Source organism: Herbidospora sp. RD11066, from assembly GCF_054661255.1.
The window spans coordinates 61,652-78,860 of sequence record NZ_BAAGDO010000018.1 but is presented as its reverse complement, the minus strand read 5'-3'; the positions used below and the strand labels follow the sequence as shown (position 1 = coordinate 78,860).

The 17,209-nt window shown below is 69.0% G+C and carries 18 protein-coding genes; 12 read left to right on the top strand and 6 right to left on the bottom strand.

The window, feature by feature from the left end:
- From ACYQ78_RS38945 to ACYQ78_RS38905, 9 genes are all read left to right on the top strand, one after another.
- The coding region (locus ACYQ78_RS38945) for an ATP-binding cassette domain-containing protein (protein ID WP_459806023.1) at positions 1-924 on the top strand (924 nt) is incomplete at its 5' end.
- On the top strand, positions 921-1,952 hold the full coding sequence (locus ACYQ78_RS38940) for an ABC transporter permease (protein WP_459806022.1): 1,032 nt from the start codon (positions 921-923) through the stop codon (positions 1,950-1,952). The genes ACYQ78_RS38945 and ACYQ78_RS38940, both read left to right, overlap by 4 nt.
- A gap of 5 nt (positions 1,953-1,957) precedes the next feature.
- A complete protein-coding gene (gene yjfF / locus ACYQ78_RS38935) occupies positions 1,958-2,944 on the top strand; it encodes a galactofuranose ABC transporter, permease protein YjfF (protein ID WP_459806026.1) in 987 nt (328 codons plus the stop codon).
- Positions 2,945-2,951: 7 nt separating this feature from the next.
- On the top strand, positions 2,952-4,553 hold the full coding sequence (gene araB, locus ACYQ78_RS38930) for a ribulokinase (RefSeq protein ID WP_459806025.1): 1,602 nt from the start codon (positions 2,952-2,954) through the stop codon (positions 4,551-4,553).
- Complete coding sequence (locus ACYQ78_RS38925) at positions 4,550-5,197, top strand: L-ribulose-5-phosphate 4-epimerase (protein ID WP_459806021.1); 648 nt, start codon at positions 4,550-4,552, stop codon at positions 5,195-5,197. Before araB ends, ACYQ78_RS38925 begins: the two co-directional genes overlap by 4 nt.
- Positions 5,194-6,669, top strand: coding sequence for an L-arabinose isomerase (araA, locus tag ACYQ78_RS38920; protein WP_459806020.1), 1,476 nt, complete (start codon positions 5,194-5,196; stop codon positions 6,667-6,669). Before ACYQ78_RS38925 ends, araA begins: the two co-directional genes overlap by 4 nt.
- Before the next feature lie 223 nt (positions 6,670-6,892).
- Positions 6,893-7,813 carry a LysR family transcriptional regulator gene (locus tag ACYQ78_RS38915; protein ID WP_459806019.1) on the top strand — a complete coding sequence of 307 codons (921 nt, stop codon included), beginning with the start codon at positions 6,893-6,895 and terminating at the stop codon, positions 7,811-7,813.
- Positions 7,814-7,913: 100 nt separating this feature from the next.
- Positions 7,914-9,074 (top strand): NAD-dependent formate dehydrogenase, encoded by a 1,161-nt coding sequence (locus tag ACYQ78_RS38910; protein ID WP_459806018.1) that lies wholly within the window; start codon positions 7,914-7,916, stop codon positions 9,072-9,074.
- A 14-nt stretch (positions 9,075-9,088) separates the two neighbouring features.
- Positions 9,089-9,421, top strand: coding sequence for a YnfA family protein (locus ACYQ78_RS38905; protein ID WP_459806017.1), 333 nt, complete (start codon positions 9,089-9,091; stop codon positions 9,419-9,421).
- A 13-nt stretch (positions 9,422-9,434) separates the two neighbouring features.
- Here ACYQ78_RS38905 and ACYQ78_RS38900 read toward each other — a convergent pair whose 3' ends face one another.
- The gene (locus tag ACYQ78_RS38900) at positions 9,435-9,977 is read right to left on the bottom strand and encodes a cadmium resistance transporter (protein ID WP_459806016.1); all 543 of its coding nucleotides are present in this window, start codon (positions 9,975-9,977) and stop codon (positions 9,435-9,437) included.
- 37 nt (positions 9,978-10,014) lie between these two features.
- Here ACYQ78_RS38900 and ACYQ78_RS38895 point away from each other — a divergent pair, with 37 nt between their 5' ends.
- The gene (locus ACYQ78_RS38895; RefSeq protein ID WP_459806015.1) at positions 10,015-10,503 is read left to right on the top strand and encodes an NUDIX domain-containing protein; all 489 of its coding nucleotides are present in this window, start codon (positions 10,015-10,017) and stop codon (positions 10,501-10,503) included.
- A gap of 1 nt (position 10,504) precedes the next feature.
- Complete coding sequence (locus ACYQ78_RS38890) at positions 10,505-11,638, top strand: hypothetical protein (RefSeq protein WP_459806014.1); 1,134 nt, start codon at positions 10,505-10,507, stop codon at positions 11,636-11,638.
- A gap of 18 nt (positions 11,639-11,656) precedes the next feature.
- Here the strand turns inward: ACYQ78_RS38890 and ACYQ78_RS38885 are convergent, their stop codons facing one another.
- Positions 11,657-12,211 (bottom strand): PadR family transcriptional regulator, encoded by a 555-nt coding sequence (locus ACYQ78_RS38885; protein WP_459806013.1) that lies wholly within the window; start codon positions 12,209-12,211, stop codon positions 11,657-11,659.
- Between the two features lie 89 nt (positions 12,212-12,300).
- Between ACYQ78_RS38885 and ACYQ78_RS38880 the strand changes: the two genes are divergently transcribed.
- A complete protein-coding gene (locus ACYQ78_RS38880; protein WP_459806012.1) occupies positions 12,301-13,587 on the top strand; it encodes a carotenoid oxygenase family protein in 1,287 nt (428 codons plus the stop codon).
- A gap of 82 nt (positions 13,588-13,669) precedes the next feature.
- Here ACYQ78_RS38880 and ACYQ78_RS38875 read toward each other — a convergent pair whose 3' ends face one another.
- From ACYQ78_RS38875 to ACYQ78_RS38860, 4 genes are read right to left on the bottom strand one after another with little or no spacing between them, the layout of a single operon-like run.
- Positions 13,670-14,614: a DNA polymerase domain-containing protein gene (locus ACYQ78_RS38875; protein WP_459806011.1), complete on the bottom strand. Its 945-nt coding sequence runs from the start codon at positions 14,612-14,614 to the stop codon at positions 13,670-13,672.
- Positions 14,601-15,740 carry a glycosyltransferase family 4 protein gene (locus ACYQ78_RS38870; protein WP_459806010.1) on the bottom strand — a complete coding sequence of 380 codons (1,140 nt, stop codon included), beginning with the start codon at positions 15,738-15,740 and terminating at the stop codon, positions 14,601-14,603. The genes ACYQ78_RS38875 and ACYQ78_RS38870 overlap by 14 nt, the downstream gene beginning before the upstream one ends.
- Entirely contained in the window at positions 15,737-16,804 is a 1,068-nt protein-coding gene (locus ACYQ78_RS38865; RefSeq protein ID WP_459806009.1) for a glycosyltransferase, read from the bottom strand. The genes ACYQ78_RS38870 and ACYQ78_RS38865 overlap by 4 nt, the downstream gene beginning before the upstream one ends.
- Positions 16,805-16,863: 59 nt before the next feature.
- Positions 16,864-17,118 (bottom strand): ACT domain-containing protein, encoded by a 255-nt coding sequence (locus ACYQ78_RS38860; RefSeq protein ID WP_459806008.1) that lies wholly within the window; start codon positions 17,116-17,118, stop codon positions 16,864-16,866.
- Positions 17,119-17,209 lie beyond the last annotated feature (91 nt).

The following is a 17,209-nucleotide window of genomic DNA, read 5'->3' as shown; positions in this document are numbered from 1 at the left end:
GCGATCCTGTTCGTCTCGCACTTCCTGGACCAGATCTACGAGATCGCCGACCGCATGACCATCCTGCGCAACGGCCGACTCGTCGGTGAATACGTCACCGCCGAACTCCCCCAGGTCGAACTGGTCGCCAAGATGATCGGCGGCGAACTGGCGGTGCTGGAGCGCCTGGACGAACGCCCCCCGGCCCGCGTTTCCGACACGCTGGTGGAGGCTCAGGAGCTTGGTGGGAAGGTGGCACCCTTCTCGCTGACCATCCACGAAGGCGAGGTCGTCGGCCTGGCCGGGCTGCTCGGGTCGGGCCGCACCGAGATCGCGCGCCTGCTGTTCGGCGCCGACCACGCCGCGACCGGCACGGTCCGCATCGGCGGCGACCAGGTCGCCCTCCGCACCCCCCGCGCAGCCATGGCGAAAGGTGTGGCGTTCTGTTCGGAGAACCGCCGCGAAGAGGGCCTGGTCCCTGAGCTGACGGTTCGGGAGAACCTGATCCTGGCGTTGCAGGCCGCGCGCGGCTGGAGCCGCCCGGTGCCGCGTAAGAAGCAGGACGAGCTGGTCGCCAAGTACATCAAGGCGCTCAACATCCGCCCGGCCAACCCCGAGATGCTGATCCGCAACCTGTCGGGCGGAAACCAGCAGAAGGTCCTCCTGGCCCGCTGGCTGATCCTCGAACCCAAGCTGCTCATCCTCGACGAACCCACCCGGGGCATCGATGTCGGCGCCAAGGCCGAGATCCAGAAACTCGTGGTCGAACTCTCCGACGGCGGAATGGCGGTCCTGTTCATCTCCGCCGAACTCGACGAAGTGCTGCGCCTCAGCCACAAGGTCGCGGTCCTGCGCGACCGGCGCGTCGTGGCCGAACTCCCCAACGACGACACCCTGACGACGGACGTGCTCATGGAGACGATCGCCAGCGGAGCGGCGAAATGAAGCGCCTCGCCTGGCCGGTGGGCATGCTGGCCGCGCTGCTGCTGGTCAACCTCATCTTCACCGACCACTTCTTCCAGATCGAGATCAAAGACGGCCACCTCTACGGCAGCCTCATCGACATCTTCCGCTTCGGCGCCCCCCTGATCCTGGTGGCGCTCGGGATGACCCTGGTCATCGCCACCAGCGGCATCGACCTGTCGGTCGGCTCCGTCGTCGCCATCTCCGGCGCCATGGCCTGCCTCCAGATCAGCACCCTTTCTTCTCAGGACTCGGTCGGCGGAGTTCTGGGAGCGATGGCCATCGCCCTCGCCCTGACCGTGGTGCTGGGTGTCGGCAACGGGGTGCTGGTCGCGGTCATCGGCATTCAGCCGATCATCGCGACCCTGATCCTGATGGTCGCCGGGCGCGGGCTCGCGCAGTTGATCAGTGACGGGCAGATCATCACGATCAACAGCGAGCCCTACAAGCTCATCGGCGGCGGCTACTGGCTCACACTCCCGTTCGGGATCATCGTCGTCGCCGCCGTGCTCGCGCTGACCGCGTTCTTCACCCGGCGCCTGGCACTGGGTCTGCTGATCGAGTCCGTTGGCGGCAACGCCGAGGCGAGCCGTCTGTCGGGTATCCGCTCGCGCGGGATCCTGATCGTCGTCTACGCCTTCTGCGCGCTGCTGGCCGGTATCGCCGGGCTGATGATCAGCTCCAACGTGTCCAGCGCCGACGGCAACAACGCCGGACTGTGGATCGAACTCGACGCCATCCTCGCCGTCGTCATCGGCGGCACCTCCCTCGCAGGTGGCCGCTTCTCCCTCAGCGGGACGGTCTTGGGTGCGCTCATCATCCAGACGCTCACCACGACGATCTACTCCATCGGCGTCCCGCCCGAGACGACCCTGCTGTTCAAGGCACTGGTCGTGACGATCGTCTGCCTCCTCCAGTCGCCCGCCTTCCGCGCCAAGGTCTTCCGCCAACGCAGAAAACCCGCCACACCCGCGGTCAAGGCCGACGAGAAAGTGACGGTGGCCTCGTGAAAACCATGACACTGCCGCGCCAACTCCCGCGCACGCTGCCACGCAACTACCTGCCGGTCCTGGTGACCGCAGCCCTGTTCGCCGCGATGTTCATCGCGGGCGGCATCCGGTATGAAGGATTCGCGTCCGGCCAGGTCATCCTCAACGTCTTCATCGACAACGCCTTCCTGCTGGTCGTCGCGGTCGGGATGACGTTCGTGATCCTCACCGGCGGCATCGACCTGTCCGTCGGCTCGGTGGTCGCGTTGACCACGATGATCTCGGCGTCGCTGCTGCCCTCGACGCCCTCGTTCCTGGTGATCCTGCTGGTCCTCGGGATCGGCGGACTGCTGGGCGCGGCGATGGGCGCGATCATCCACTACTTCGAGATCCAGCCGTTCATCGTGACCCTGGCCGGGATGTTCCTGGCCCGGGGGTTGTGCTACACGATCGGCACCGACTCGATCCCGATCACCGACCCGACCTTCACCGCCGTCGCGCAGACCCAGATCCCGCTCGGGCCGGGCATGTGGATCAACCCCAGCGTGCTGATCGCGCTGGCGGTGGTGCTGGTGGCGACGTACACGCTGCACTACACCCGCACCGGCCGGAACGTCTACGCGGTCGGCGGCAACGAGCAGTCAGCGCTGCTGATGGGCCTGCCGGTCGCCCGGACGAAGATCGTCGTCTACACCATCTCGGGACTGTGCTCCGCGCTCGGCGGCCTGCTGCTGTCGTTCTACATGCTGTCCGGCTACGGGCTGCACGCCGTCGGGATGGAACTGGACGCCATCGCCGCCGTCGTCATCGGCGGCACCCTGCTGACCGGCGGGTCGGGCTATCTGCTCGGGACCGTGCTGGGTGTGCTGGTGCTCGGGCTGATCCAGACGGTGATCAGCTTCGAGGGCACTCTGAGCTCGTGGTGGACCAAGATCGTCATCGGCCTGCTGCTCCTGATCTTCATCCTTCTCCAGCGCCTCATTGTGACGACAGGAGCGACACGTGACCGATGACAGATACGTGGTGGGAGTCGACTACGGCACCCTCTCGGGACGGGCCGTCGTGGTCCGGGTCCGGGACGGCGCCGAGCTCGGTTCGGCCGTTCATGAGTACGCCCGGGGGGTGATCTCCGGCCCCACCCCCGACTGGGCCCTCCAGGCCCCCGACGACTGGCGGGACGTGCTGCGGATCGCCGTGCCGAAGGCGGTGGAGTCGGCCGGGGTGGCACCTGAGGAAGTGATCGGCATCGCCACCGACTTCACGGCCTGCACGATCCTGCCCGCCCTGGCCGACGGCACCCCCTTGAGCGAACGCTTCCCCGACCGTCCGCACGCGTGGCCGAAGCTGTGGAAGCACCACGCCGCGCAGTCGCACGCCGACCGGATCAACGAGCTGGCCGCTTCCAGGGGGGAAGCGTGGCTGCCCAGGTACGGCGGAAAGATCTCGTCCGAGTGGGCGTTCGCGAAGGGACTCCAGCTGCTGGAGGAGGACCCGGAGCTGTACGCGCTCGCCGACAAGTGGATCGAGGCGGCCGACTGGATCATCTGGGAACTGAGCGGCGTCGAGACCCGCAACGTCTGCACCGCCGGTTACAAGGGGATCTACCAGGACGGCGCCTACCCGTCCGAGGAGTTCCTGGCCGCGCTCAACCCCGAGTTCGCCGGGTTCACCGCCAAGCTCGGCAGTGAGCTGGCGCCGCTCGGCGGCCGGGCGGGCTCGCTCTCGGCCAAGGGCGCCGAGTGGACCGGCCTGCCCGAGGGCATCGCGGTCGCCGTCGGCAACGTCGACGCCCACGTGACCGCCGCGGCGGCCGACGCCGTGCGGCCCGGCCAGATGGTCGCGATCATGGGCACCTCGACGTGCCTGGTCATGAACGGCGAGAGCCTCGCCGAGGTGCCGGGCATGTGCGGCGTCGTCCAGGACGGGATCGTGCCCGGACTCTGGGGTTACGAGGCCGGGCAGTCGGCGGTCGGCGACATCTTCGCCTGGTTCGTCGACAACTTCGTTCCCGCCTCCTACGTCGAGAAGGCGTCTGAGCTGGGCGTCTCCGTCCACCAGTATCTGACCTCGCTCGGCGAGAAGCAGGCCATCGGCGCCCATGGGCTGGTCGCGCTCGACTGGTTCGGCGGCAACCGGTCGGTGCTGGTCGACCATGACCTCTCAGGGGTCATAGTCGGCCAGACGCTGTCCACCAAGCCCGAAGAGGTCTACCGCGCGCTGCTCGAATCGACCGCGTTCGGCTGCCGGGTCATCGTGGAGACCTTCGAGGCCTCCGGTGTGCCGGTCGAGGAGTTCGTCGTCGCGGGCGGGCTGCTGAAGAACGCGTTCCTCATGCAGACCTACGCCGACGTGCTGCGCAAGCCGCTGGCCGTGATCGAGTCGGACCAGGGCCCCGCGCTCGGTTCGGCCATCCACGCCGCGGTGGCGGCCGGGGCCTACCCCGACATCCCCTCGGCCGCCGCGGCGATGGGCAAGCGGAAGGCGAAGGCGTACGTGCCCGACCCCGACCGCGCCGCCGCCTACGACCGCCTCTACGCCGAATACCGCATCCTGCACGACCACTTCGCCGACCGCGGCCTCCTCCACCGGCTGCGCGCGATCCGGAACGAGGCCTCCCAATGAGAAAGACCGTCAGTGCCCTCCACTCCGAACTGGTCAGATACGGCCTGGTCGCCTGGACCGCCGGCAACGTCTCCGGCCGGATCCCCGGCGAGGACCTGTTCGTCATCAAGCCCAGCGGCGTCTCGTACGAGGACCTGACCCCCGAGTCGATGGTCGTCTGCGACCTGGACGGCAACCTCGTCGAAGGCGACCACTCGCCTTCCAGCGACACCGCCGCGCACGCCTACATCTACCGCCACCTGCCCGAGGTCGGCGGGGTCGTGCACACCCACTCGACCTACGCCTCCGCCTGGGCCGCCCGGGGTGAGTCGATCCCGTGCGTGCTGACCGCGATGGCCGACGAGTTCGGCGGCGAGATCCCCATCGGCCCGTTCGCCCTGATCGGCGGGGACGACATCGGCAAGGGCCTGGTAGACACGTTGAAGGGCCACCGCTCACCGGCGGTGCTCATGCAGAACCACGGCGTCTTCACCATCGGCGCCACCCCGAAGGCCGCCGTCAAAGCGGCGGTGATGTGTGAGGACGTCGCCCGCACCGTGCACATCGCCCGGCAGCTCGGCGACGTCATCCCCATCGAAGAAAAGCACATCGACGCGCTGTACGACCGCTACCAGAACGTCTACGGACAGAGGAGCACCAAGTGAAACTGTGGTTTCTGACCGGCAGCCAGTCCCTCTACGGAGACGAGACGCTGGCCCAGGTCGCCGACCAGTCGCGGGCGATCGCGGCCGAGTTGGGCCACGCCCTCCCGTTCGACCTGGAGTGGAAGCCCGTCCTGCTCGACGCCATCTCGATCCGCAACGTGATGCTCGCGGCCAACGCCGACGACGAGTGCGGCGGAATCATCGCCTGGATGCACACCTTCTCCCCCGCGAAGATGTGGATCGCCGGTCTGGACGCCCTGCGCAAGCCGCTGCTGCACCTGCACACCCAGGCCAACCGCGAACTGCCGTGGGCGACCATCGACATGGACTTCATGAACCTGAACCAGGCCGCCCACGGCGACCGCGAGTTCGGTTACGTGCAGTCGCGCCTCGGGGTGGCCCGCAAGACCGTCACGGGTCACGTCTCCGACCCCGCGGTCGCCGAGCGCATCTCGGCGTGGGCCCGCGCGGCGGCCGGTCGCGCGGAGGTCGGCTCGCTGAAGCTGGCCCGCTTCGGCGACAACATGCGCGACGTGGCCGTGACCGAGGGCGACAAGGTCGAGGCACAGCTCCGCTTCGGCGTCTCGGTCAACACCTATGGTGTGAACGACCTGGTCGAGGTGGTCGACCAGATCGCCGACTCCGAGATCACCAACCTGGTGAAGGAGTACGAGGACCTCTACGACGTCGCCCCGGAACTGCGCTCCGACGGCGAACGCCACGAGTCCCTCCGCTACGGCGCCCGGATCGAACTCGGCCTACGCGCCTTCCTCACCGAAGGCGGCTTCAAGGCGTTCACCACCAACTTCGAGGACCTCGGCGGCCTGCGCCAGCTCCCCGGTCTGGCGGTCCAGCGCCTGATGGCCGACGGCTACGGCTTCGGCGGCGAGGGTGACTGGAAGACCTCGGTCCTGCTGCGGACGCTGAAGGCGATGGTGCCCGGGGGCGGCACCTCGTTCATGGAGGACTACACCTACCACCTGACTCCCAACGAGGAACTCATCCTCGGCGCCCACATGCTGGAGGTCTGCCCCAGCATCGCCGCCGGAAAGCCGTCGCTGGAGGTCCACGCCCTGGGCATCGGCGGTCGCGAGGACCCGGTCCGCCTGGTCTTCAACGCGGCCGAAGGTCCCGCCGTCGTGATCGGCCTGGCCGACATGGGCGAACGCTTCCGCCTGGTCGCCAACGAGATCGACGTGGTCTCCCCGCCCGAGGCGCTGCCCAACCTGCCGGTGGCCCGCGCCGTATGGAAGCCCCGCCCCGACCTGCGCACCTCGTCGGAGTCGTGGCTCACCGCCGGCGCCCCCCACCACACCGTGCTGTCGGCGGCCGTGGGGGCGGAGGAACTGCACGACTTCTCCGACATGCTCGGCGTCGAACTGCTGCTGATCGACGCGAACACCACCACCCGCCAGTTCACCAAGGAACTGCGCTGGAACCAGGCCTACTACCGCCTGTCCCAGGGCTTCTAGACCAACCTGTCACACGAGGTGAGACGGCTGCGGGGAGTGCCATCCCCGTGGCCGCCCCACCCACCCTGGGGTCGAACCCATCGTCGCCGCCGCGACCGACGTCCTCCGGACCGACGATCACACCTGTGGAAAACCTCCCCGCAATCGGCGGCCGCCAGGTTGGCCCGTGCGCCGGCGACCTGACGGCCGCATCACCATCCAGCCGGTGACCTAGGTTGGGGTCATGCTGCTCCGGGAGCTGGAATACCTCGTCGCGCTGGCCCGCGAGCGCCACTTCGCCCGCGCCGCAGAGGCGTGTCACGTATCCCAGCCGTCCCTGTCGGCGGGCATCCGCCGACTGGAGACCGACCTCGACGTGACCCTGGTCAGACGGGGCCGCAGGTTCACCGGGCTGACCGAAGAGGGCGAGCGGGTCCTGCTGTGGGCCCATCGGATCCTCGCCGACCGCGACGGCCTGCGTGACGATCTCAACCAGATGCGGGCGGGCATCTCCGGCACGCTCCGGCTCGGCGCCATTCCCACCGCGCTCGCCGCGACGTCGCTGCTCACGACCCCTTTCTGCGCACGTCACCCGCACGCCCGCATCTCTCTGGGCAGCCTGTCGTCCCGGGAGATCCACCGGCGCCTCGACGACTTCGAGATCGACGCCGCCCTCACCTACCTCGACGGTGAGGACGGCGACCGCGCCATCCCCCTCTACGAGGAGCGCTACCTGCTGCTCACCCCCGACGACGGCGAGCTCGCCGAGCGGCCGAGGGCCCGCTGGACCGAGGTCGCCGCGCTCCCGCTCTGCCTGCTCGGCCAGGAGATGCGCAACCGGCGGATCCTCGACGACCTCTTCAACGACGCCGGTGCGGCGGTGATCCCGGCGATCGAGACCGACAGCGTCTCGGCGCTGTTCGCCCACGTCGCCACCCACCGCTGGTCGAGCGTGATCGCCCACGCGTGGCTGCACATGATCGGCGTGCCCGAGGGGATGAAGATCGTCCCGATGGAGCCGCCGACCCGGGCCCCGCAGATCGGGCTCGTCACGGCCGAGCGCTCGCCGGAGCCCGTGGTGGTGCGGGCGCTGCTCGACATCGCCCGCGATCTCGATCTACGGGACGCCCTCGACGCCACGCTCCGCACCCACCTGGCACGATAGTCAGCGTCTATCAACCATAGGAACATACGCTTTGACCTGCTATGGAGCGCCGTAAAGGGTGGCCTTAGACCACCTTCCTGGCGGACGAGAGGCGATTCCCATGGCCAAGGTCCTGTGTGTTCTGTATGACGACCCGGTCGACGGCTACCCCAAGACGTATGCCCGTGACGACCTTCCCGCCCTCGACGGCTACCCCGGTGGGCAGACGCTGCCGACGCCGTCGGGCACCGACTTCACCCCTGGCCACCTGCTCGGCAGCGTGTCGGGCGAGCTCGGGCTGCGCAAGTTCCTTGAGGACCGGGGCCACACGCTGGTCGTGACGTCCGACAAGGAGGGCGAGAACTCCACGTTCGACCGTGAGCTCGTGGACGCCGACATCGTCATCTCGCAGCCGTTCTGGCCTGCCTACCTGACGCCGGAGCGGTTCGCGAAGGCCGAGAAGCTGAAGCTCGCGGTGACCGCCGGCATCGGCTCCGACCACGTCGACCTCGACTCGGCGATCGAGCGCGGCGTCACGGTCGCCGAGGTGACCTACTGCAACAGCATCAGCGTCGCCGAGCACGTGGTGATGATGATCCTGGGGCTGGTCCGCGACTACATCCCGGCCTACGAGTGGGTCAAGAAGGGCGGCTGGAACATCGCCGACGTGGTCAAGCGCTCCTACGACCTCGAAGGCATGCACGTCGGCACGGTGGCGGCCGGGCGTATCGGTCTGGCCGTGCTGAAGCGGCTGGCGCCGTTCGACGTCCACCTGCACTACACCGACCGGCACCGCCTGCCCAAGGAGGTCGAGGAGAGCCTCAACCTCACCTGGCACGACAGCGCCCAGGACATGGCCCCGGTCTGCGACGTCATCACGATCAACGCCCCGCTCCACCCCGAGACCGAGGGCATGTTCGACGACAAGCTGATCGGCACCATGAAGCGCGGCGCGTACCTGATCAACACCGCCCGCGCCAAGATCGCCGACCGCGACGCGATCGTCCGCGCCCTGGAGAGCGGCCAGCTCGCCGGTTACGCGGGCGACGTGTGGTACCCGCAGCCCGCCCCGGCCGACCACCCGTGGCGGACCATGCCGCACCACGGCATGACCCCGCACATGTCCGGCTCCTCCCTCTCGGCCCAGACCCGCTACGCGGCCGGCACCCGGGAGATCCTGGAGTCGTTCTTCGCCGGTACGCCCATCCGCGACGAGTACCTGATCGTCGACGGCGGCGGCCTGGCGGGGACGGGCGCGCATTCGTACAGCACGAACAAGTAGCTACAGTCCACCAGGTGACGATCGTTCGTTCCCTGGTGCTGTTCGCCATCGCCGCCGTCGCCGAGATCGGCGGCGCCTGGCTCGTCTGGCAGGGGGTCCGCGAACACCGCGGCCTCATCTGGGCCGGGGCCGGGGTGATCGCGCTCGGGATCTACGGATTCGTCGCGACACTCCAGCCCCAGGCCGAGTTCGGCCGCATCCTCGCCGCCTACGGCGGCGTGTTCGTGGCAGGGTCACTGGCGTGGGGCATCGTTTTCGACGGCTTCCGCCCCGATCGCTGGGACCTGATCGGGGCGGCCATCTGCCTGCTCGGCGTGGCCGTCATCATGTACGCCCCAAGAGGCTGACCCGCGATCCTTCTCAGGCCCCCACGAGGATGAAGACGCCGATCCCGATCAGCACGACGGGAAAGGCGATGTGCCCCCACTTGGCCAGTGCCTTCGCGACGACCGGCCGGGTCGCGAGGAACCGCCCGACCAGGCACAGCAGGCCCACCATGATCAGGAAGACGACCACGTAGACGACGACGCCCTGGGTGGCGAAGACGGGGACGTACACACCGATGTTGTCACCGCCGTTGGCGAAGGTGATCCCGGCGATGGCGAGGATGCCCGCGGGAGCCGGTTGCGGGGAGTCGTCGTCCTTCTTCCGCAGCTCCCACAGCGCCTTCAGCCCGAGCAGGAGCGGGATCAGCCCGAGCCATCTGATCACCCCGCCGGGCAGCGCCGCCGCGCCGATGGAGATCACCACGGAGACGGCGAGGATCGCCGCGAATCCGAGGTATTGCCCCAGGACGATACGGAGCGCCGTGGTCTGTGTGAAGAAGAGGGCGATCAGCACGAGATCGTCCACATTCGTGATGGCGAAAAGCCCGACGGCCTGCCCGATGGTGCCCACGTTCACCCGGCTATCCTGCACCTTTTCCGGATACTCTCAGCAGGTGGCGATCCGGAATTCACACTGCACCTTCTGCGGCGCCTCTTACGCGCTCGACCAGCCCTGGCCCCGCCTCTGCGCCGCCTGCGGCAACACCAGCTATCTCAACCCGCTGCCGGTGGCCGTGATGGTCCTCCCGGTCGACGAGGGACTCCTCGTCATCAGGCGGGCGATCGAGCCCCGAAGTGGGCAGCTCGCCCTGCCCGGCGGCTTCATCGACATCGGCGAGTCGTGGCAGCGCGCCGCGGCCCGCGAACTGTTCGAGGAGACCGGCATCGAGGTCTCCGCCGACGACGTGACCCTGTTCGACGTGCTCAGCGCCCCCGACGGCACCGTTTTGATCTTCGGCCGGGGTCCCGCCCTGTCGAGCACCGACCTCCCCGTGTTCACCCCCACTCCGGAGACCTCCGAGTGGCTGATCGTGAAGGAACCACAAGAGTTGGCGTTCCCCCTGCACTCGCAGGTCATGGCCGCCTACTTCACCAAGACGTAGCGTGTTCGCCGCCGACGACGTCGCCCGTGACTTCGGCACCTCGGGCGACGACCCTGGCACCGCCAGCGCGGCCGGGCTGCGCTGGCTCGCCGACGAGGTGTCCGCGCCGCCGTCGGGGCCCTGGCCCGCCCGCCTGGCCGCCGTGACGCGTGACGTGCCGCTGCTGGTCGACCTGCTCGGACATCCGTCGCCGGGCCTGCGGCGCATGGTGGCCTTCGCGCTCTCGTACGTGCCCGAGCCCGCCCTCGGCCCGGTGCTGCGCGACCACATGGAGGTCGAGCCCGACATGGCGGCCGGAATGGCCACCCTGGTCGCCTTGGCCCGGCACCCGGCTCAAGTCCCTTTTGTACGCGGATATCTGCACTCCGAACACCCGGAACTGTCCTTCGGCGCCGCCTTCGGCCTGCTCATCCGCGCCTGCGTGGCCGACGACGAGGTCGTGGCCGCCCTGGCGCTGTGCGCCGACAACGGCGTGGCCAACTGCGCCGAGCGGGTGCCGTGGATGGACCCCGAATGGGACACCGTGACCGGTGTGGTCTGCGAACGCCTGCGTTTTCAACCGGAGGCGCTCGGGCGCCTGCTGGCCATCCTCCTCAGCCGCAAACGTCCACCGGCGGCCTGCTGCTGGGAGGCGGCCGGCCTGGCCGCCCACAGCGACCACGGCCGCTCGCTCGGCCCGCTGGTCCTCGCGCTGACGGATCATCCCGATTTCAGCGTCCGCCAGGCGGCCCTGCGGAACATCGTGGCCTGGATCGACGAACCGGGCTATCTCGACCGGGTGGCCGAACTCGCCGACGACCCCGACCTGGGCGAGATCGCGATGTGCGTCCTGGTCAAGCAGGGCGACCCCCGGTGCGTCCCGGCGCTGCAACGGATGATCGCCGGGCCGCTGAGCGGCTACGTCAACGCGCCCCCCGACTGGGTCGAGCAGAACGTCAGCCGCGACCTGGTCCTCCGCACCGCCGCGCCCTTCGCCGACGACCTGCTCCCTGCGGTGAAGGAACGCCTGGAGGGTGACCTGACGCCCCACGAGGAGAAGGTCCTGGTCCAGGGCTTCGGCGAGACCGTCCTGACCCGATGGCTGTCCCGGCTGCGAGGCCCGGCCAGAGATCGCCTCAAATCCATCTTGAGCTGAGCGGCCTGTTGCCGGGTGCTACTCCGGCTTGCAGGGGTCGGGGTTCGCGGTGCGGTCGTGGGCTTCGACTTCGGCGATGGCCCAATCGGCCCATTCCTGGGTCATGCGGTTGAACCGCAGCCCCCATTCCAGGGCCAGGCGGCCGTTGACCGTGAAGTTGTCGCGGTAGGGGGCGATCATCTCGGACAGTTCCGCCAGCTGGGCGTGCTGTTCCTCGGCCTCCTTGTGAAGGTCCCGCAGGTAGGCGATCGCGTCGTCCTGGGAGATGTGGTCGAGGAAGAAGACCCGGAGCAGCATCTCGAACCGCTTGAGCGTGGCCGGTCGCGTGTTGAGCAGCCAGTCGCGCAGTTCGTCGCGGCCGGCGTCGGTGACGGCGTATTCCTTGCGGCCACGCGCTCCCTCTGACCGGACGGTGATCAGTCCGGCGTCGGCGAGGCGGCCGAGTTCCCCGTACAGCTGGCTCTGAGTGGCGGGCCAGACGTTGGCGAGTGAGCTCTCGAAGAGTTTCAGCAGGTCGTAGCCGCTCGCCGGGCCCTCGGAGAGGAGCCCGAGCAGGGCGTGGCGCAGGCTCATGCCCAGAACCTTATCCTCCTCCGTTGACATGTCACTAATGGAAGTTCTACTTTCGACATGTCACTACTGGAATGTCAGAGGAGCGCGACATGGCGAAGACTTACCTGGAGGGGCACCTCGCACCGGTCCCCGACGAGATCGAGGCGTTCGACCTCCCCGTCACCGGCACCCTGCCGCCCGAGCTGACCGGCCGCTACTTCCGCAACGGCCCCAACCCGCTCCCGGGCCAGGACCCGGGCCACTGGTTCACCGGCGCCGGCATGATCCACGGCATCCGGCTCAGGAACGGCAGGGCCGAGTGGTACCGCAACCGCTGGGTGAAGACCAGCCGCTTCACCGACGACGCCCGCTACATCGACGACCAGGGCACCATCGACCGCGCCGCCGTCCAGGCGAACACCAACGTCATCCGCCACGCCGACAAGATCCTCGCCCTGGTCGAGTCGGGATTCCCCCACGAGATGTCACCCGACCTCGACACGATCGGCCCGGTCGACTTCGGCGGCAGGCTGACCACGGCGATGACCGCCCACCCGAAGGAAGACCCCGTCACCGGCGAGCTGTTCTTCTTCGGCTACGGCTTCTTCGCGCCCTTCCTGACCTACCACCGCATGTCGAAGGACGGCGTCCTGGTCGAGAGCCGCGAGATCCCGGTCCCCGGGCCGACCATGATGCACGACTTCGCGATCACCGAGAACTACGTGGTCTGGCTCGACCTGCCGGTCGTCTTCGACCTCGACCTGGCCTTCAAGGGCCAGGGCATGCCCTACCGCTGGGACGACGGCTACGGCGCCCGCATCGGCTACATGCGCAAGTCGGGCGGCCCCGTGACCTGGGTCGACGTCGACCCCTGCTACGTCTTCCACGTCGGCAACGCCCGCGAGGACTCCGCCGGGAACATCGTCATCGACGCCGTCCGCTACGCGCCGGGCACCTTCACCGGCCTGTGGAGCCACATCAGCGGCACCCCCAACCCCGCCCACGAGACGATCGGCTCGGCCCTCCACCGCTGGACCATCTCCGGCAATACCGCCAAGGAGGAGCAGGTCGACGACCGCCTGGTCGAGTTCCCGACCATCAACGACGCCCACACGGGCCTCCCGGGCCGTTATCTGTACGCGGCGGGCGGCAAGGAGATCGTCAAGTACGACCTGACCTCCGGCGCGAGCATCATCCGCGAGACCCACGTGCCGGGCGAAGCGGTGTTCGTCCCCCGGGGAACGGCCGAGGACGACGGCTGGCTGGTCTCCGTCGTCGCCACCGAGACGGGCTCCGACCTGCTGGTCCTCGACGCGTCCGACCTGGGCCACGTCGCCTCGGTCCACCTGCCGAGGCGCGTCCCGCGCGGCTTCCACGGCCACTGGCTGGCCGACTAGACCGGTTTTCCACAGGCGGGGCGGCTCGCGGCGAAAACGTCGGCGGCGGGCGGGATGCTGGCCACACCCCCGGGTGGGTGGGCTACGCCTCCCGGCGGGCTTTCGCGCGGCGTTTGCCCTCGTGCATGGCCTGCACTCTCGCCACCGGGATCGTGTGGCCCTGCTCGATGAGATCGACCGGCAGGGTCTGGGGTTCCGGCATCAGGGCCGCCCACAGGTCCTCGTCCGGAAGAGGCGTCTTGATCGTGAAGTCGGCCGGCGTGATCGACTCCAGGTCGTCCCAGGACACGGGGTGGGAGACCGGCACGCGCGGTCTGATCCGGGGCGAATAGGCCGCGACGATGGTCGCGCCGCCCGCGCGGGTCGAGTCGAGGAAGACCTTCCCCTCCCGGTCTTCCCTGATGAACGCCGTCGTCGCGATCTCGGGCCCCAGCTTCTCCGCCCGGACCGCCAGCGCCCGGGTGGCGGCGGCCACGTCCTCGAACGGGAGCACGCCCGCCAGGGGCACCAGGATGTGCACGCCCTTCGATCCGCTCGTCTTCACCGCCGCCCGCAGACCGGTGTCGGCGAGCGCCTGACGTACCAGAAAAGCGGCTTTGATCACCACGTCGAACGCCGCGCCCTCCGGCGGGTCGAGGTCGAGCACCAGATGGGTCTGGTGGACCTCACCGGACGACCGGTAGAGCTGCGCGTGATACTCGACGGCCCGCTGGTTGCCGAACCACAGCAGGGTGCGCTTGTCATCGCACACCGGATAACGCACCTCACGCTTGGACGCCTCGGCCCAGATGGCCTCGGTCCGAATCCAGTCAGGGGCGTATTTGGGCAGGTTCTTCTGCATGAACGGCGGTTGCCCCGGCCTGACCCGCATGACCGACAACGGCCGGTCACGCAGGCCCGGGAGCATGCGCCCGGAGACGGCGTCGAGGTAGTCGATCAGGTCGCGCTTCGTCGCCTCGGCGCCGTCGAAGAGCTGGACGTCGAGGTTGGTCAGCTCGACGCCGTCACGGTCCTCACCCTTGGCCATCCGTCAACACTAGGTCTTTCCGGGCGCCCGCTTCGAGCAGCACCTCCCGGTAATGGGTGATGAGTTCCGCGCAGACGGCGTTCCAGGTGCGGTCTTCGACCGACGCCCGCGCCGCCTCTCCCATCTGCCGCCGTCTCTCGGGGTCGGCGGCCAGTTCCTCGACCGCGCCGCGCATCGCGGCGCGATCGTTGGCCGGATAGAGCAGTCCGGTACGACCATCGCGAACGAGATCAAGCGGTCCACCCGCGGCCGCCGCCACCACCGGAACCCCGGAGGCGAGGGCTTCCTGAACCGCCTGTGAGAACGTCTCGTTGCCGCCGGGATGGACGAAGACGTCGAAGGAGGCGACGAGTTCGTGCAGGTCGGAGCCGGTCTTGAGACCGGTGAAGACGGCCCGGGGAATCAGTTTGCCCAGGGCCTCCTTCGCCGGGCCCTCGCCGACGACCACGAGCTTCACGCCCGGGATGTCGGCGACGCCGGCCAGCAGGTGCACCCGCTTGTCGGCGGCGACCCGCCCGACGTACCCGACGATGACCTCGCCGTCGGGCGCGAGCTCCCTGCGCAGGGTGTCGGAGCGGCGGCCGGGGTGGAAGCCGGTCAGGTCGACGCCCCGGCCCCAGCGGGCCAGGCGCGGGATGCCGTTGGCACGCAGCTCGTTCAGCGTCGCGCTCGACGGCGCCAGGGTGCGGGCGGCCTTGGCGTGGATGGCGCGCAGGCGGCGCCAGATGAACGGCCCGGCGACGCGCAGGCCGTACTGACGGGCGAACCCGACCAGATCGGTCTGGAACACCGCGACGACGGGGATGCCGAGGCGGCTCGCCGCCCGGATCCCCGACGCGCCGAGCACGGCGGGAGACGCCAGGTGGATGATGTCGGGCCGGAACCGCTGAAGAGTGCGCAGCACCATCCGGCTCGGCAGCCCGGCGCGGAAGTCCCGGTAGAAGGGCAGGGCGAGTGCCGGGGTCGCCACGACGGGGAACCCCGCGTAGCTGGCCGGCCCAGGGTCGGGAGCCATGACGATCGCCTCGTGGCCGTTGGCGGCGAGGTGGTCGAGGAGGCGGCAGACTGAGTTCGTTACCCCGTTGACCTGGGGCAGGAACGATTCGGAGATGACGGCGACCCTCATGTCGAGTGCACCTTCAGGAATCCGGCCACCGAAGCGGCCCAGCTGAATCGTTCGGCGCGCAGGCGCGCCAGTTCCCGGCGATCGTCCCGGCGAAGCACATCTTCCACCGCGTCGGCGTACGCCCCGGGATGACCGAAGACGCATCTCCCCGCAGGACCGACCACCTCCCCGAGGGCGCTGCGCCGGTCCGCCACCACCGGGGTCCCGGAGGCCAGCGCCTCCAGAGCGGCCAGGCCGAACGTCTCGGCGGGGCCCGGGGCGATGGCGACGTCGGCGGTCGCCAGCAGAGCGGCAAGACCGGCCCGGTCGGTGAGGTGGCCGAGGAACCGGACCGGCAGGCCTTCGGCCCGGCGTTCCAGCCGTGCCCGCAGGGGTCCCTCGCCCGCCACCGCGAGCACCGCGTTCACCCCGCGTCGCCGCAGCTCAGCGAGGGCGTCGATGGCCCGGTGGGGTTTCTTCTCGATCGACAGCCGGGAGCAGACGACCAGCAGCACCTCGTCACGGCGTGCCAGCCGGTCGCGCATGGCCTGATCGAAGTTGTCGGGGGTGAACCGGTCGAGGTCCACGCCAAGGGGGATGTGGGTGACGTTCGGGGCGCCGATCCGGCGGAACTCGGCGGCGGCCCAGTTGGTCGTGCAGACGACGGTGTCGTACGACCGCGCGGTGGCCCTGTTCAGCGGATCGGCGAGCGGCGGCAGCAGCGCCGCCAGACTCTCGTGCGAGACCATGACCGACCCGACCCCGCGCTCACGCGCCCACCGCCCGGTCCACCGCAGGGTCGACCGGTCGGAGACCTCGATCTGGTCGGGCTTGATCTGTTCGAGCACGCGCCGGACGGCCCCGCGCGCGGTGATGACGTGATAGCCGCCGGTCCCCGGCACGATCCGCCCGGGAAGGGTGATGACCAGCCCCGAATCCGACTCCCGTACGGAAGCGATCGACCCGGGCACGATGAGGAACGGCTCATGACCCGCGGCGGCGTACCCCGCCCCGAGCTCGGCCAGTGCGGTACGCAGCCCACCAGAGGTAGCCGTGACGAAGTTGGCGAGCCGCACGATCTTCACGGCTGGAGTGTGGCAACCGCGAGTAAATCACCCGAAAAGGGCGAATGACGGCAGCGAGGCTAAACGTTGGGTTTCTGCACCATGTTGTTCAGCGCCATGGCCATATGCCTGACGTGATCATCGGTGAGCTGGTCAGGGGACATCCCACCGGCCTCGAGCTTGTCGACGAGCGTCTCCTTGTCGATCACGACGATGGCGTGGTGAACGTGCGCGTCGGCGACGACGCGGATCTCGCCTTCGTCCAGCACCAGCGTGGCACCGGGGATGGCGGACTCGAGCAAGGTCCGTATGTGGTGGGGCTCAACCAGGGACATGATCCGATTTGTGCCCCCGGGAAAGCCCCGGTGAACACGCGGGAACATCGGACCCTCAGCCGAACATTCCGTTTGTCTTGACAAGAAAAGT